Below are 1214 nucleotides of genomic sequence, written 5' to 3' on the forward strand. Positions count from 1 at the left end.
TGGAGAATTGAAAATGGCAAAAGAGAAATATGCACGCACCAAGCCGCACGTGAACGTGGGCACCATTGGACACGTGGACCACGGCAAGACCACGCTGACGGCGGCCATTGCCACCGTGCTGGCGGCCAAATTTGGCGGCGAAGCCAAAGGCTACGACCAGATTGACAACGCGCCCGAAGAGAAAGCGCGCGGCATCACCATCAACACCTCGCACGTCGAGTACGAGACCGCGAACCGCCACTATGCCCACGTCGACTGCCCCGGCCACGCCGACTATGTGAAAAACATGATCACCGGCGCGGCCCAGATGGACGGCGCCATCCTGGTGTGCTCGGCCGCCGACGGCCCCATGCCCCAGACGCGCGAGCACATCCTCTTGGCCCGCCAGGTGGGCGTGCCCTACATCATCGTGTTCCTGAACAAATGCGACATGGTCGACGACGCCGAACTGCTCGAGCTCGTCGAGATGGAAGTGCGCGAGCTGCTCGACAAATACGACTTCCCCGGCGACACCACCCCCATCATCCACGGCTCGGCCAAACTCGCCATCGAAGGCGACAAGGGCGAACTCGGTGAGCAGGCCATCATGAAGCTGGCCGAGGCGCTGGACACCTACATCCCCACGCCCGAGCGCGCCATCGACGGCGCCTTCCTGATGCCGGTGGAGGACGTGTTCTCCATCTCCGGGCGCGGCACCGTGGTCACGGGCCGGGTCGAGCGCGGCATCATCAAGGTCGGTGAAGAAATCGAGATCGTGGGCATCAAGCCCACCCTCAAGACCATCTGCACCGGCGTGGAAATGTTCCGCAAACTGCTGGACCAGGGCCAGGCTGGCGACAACGTCGGTATCTTGCTGCGCGGCACCAAGCGCGAAGAAGTCGAGCGCGGCCAGGTGCTGTGCAAGCCCGGCTCCATCAAGCCGCACACCCACTTCACCGCCGAAGTTTATGTGCTCAGCAAGGACGAAGGCGGGCGCCACACGCCCTTCTTCAACAACTACCGCCCGCAGTTCTACTTCCGCACCACCGACGTGACCGGCGCCATCGAGCTGCCCGCGGACAAGGAAATGGTCATGCCCGGGGACAACGTGACGATCACCGTCAAGCTGATCAACCCGATCGCCATGGAAGAAGGCCTGCGCTTTGCCATCCGCGAAGGCGGCAAGACCGTGGGCGCCGGCGTGGTGGCAAAAATTATCGCGTAATCGATTTGTT

At 62.7% G+C, this 1214-nt stretch carries 1 protein-coding gene; it reads left to right on the top strand.

What is annotated here, in order from left to right; all coding sequences use genetic code 11:
* Positions 1-13 precede the first annotated feature (13 nt).
* On the top strand, positions 14-1204 hold the full coding sequence (gene tuf / locus B0E49_RS00145; protein ID WP_077559952.1) for an elongation factor Tu: 1191 nt from the start codon (positions 14-16) through the stop codon (positions 1202-1204).
* The last annotated feature ends 10 nt before the right edge of the window (positions 1205-1214 follow it).

Source organism: Polaromonas sp. C04 (genome assembly GCF_002002705.1).
In the GTDB taxonomy this organism is placed as follows: domain Bacteria; phylum Pseudomonadota; class Gammaproteobacteria; order Burkholderiales; family Burkholderiaceae_C; genus Rhodoferax_A.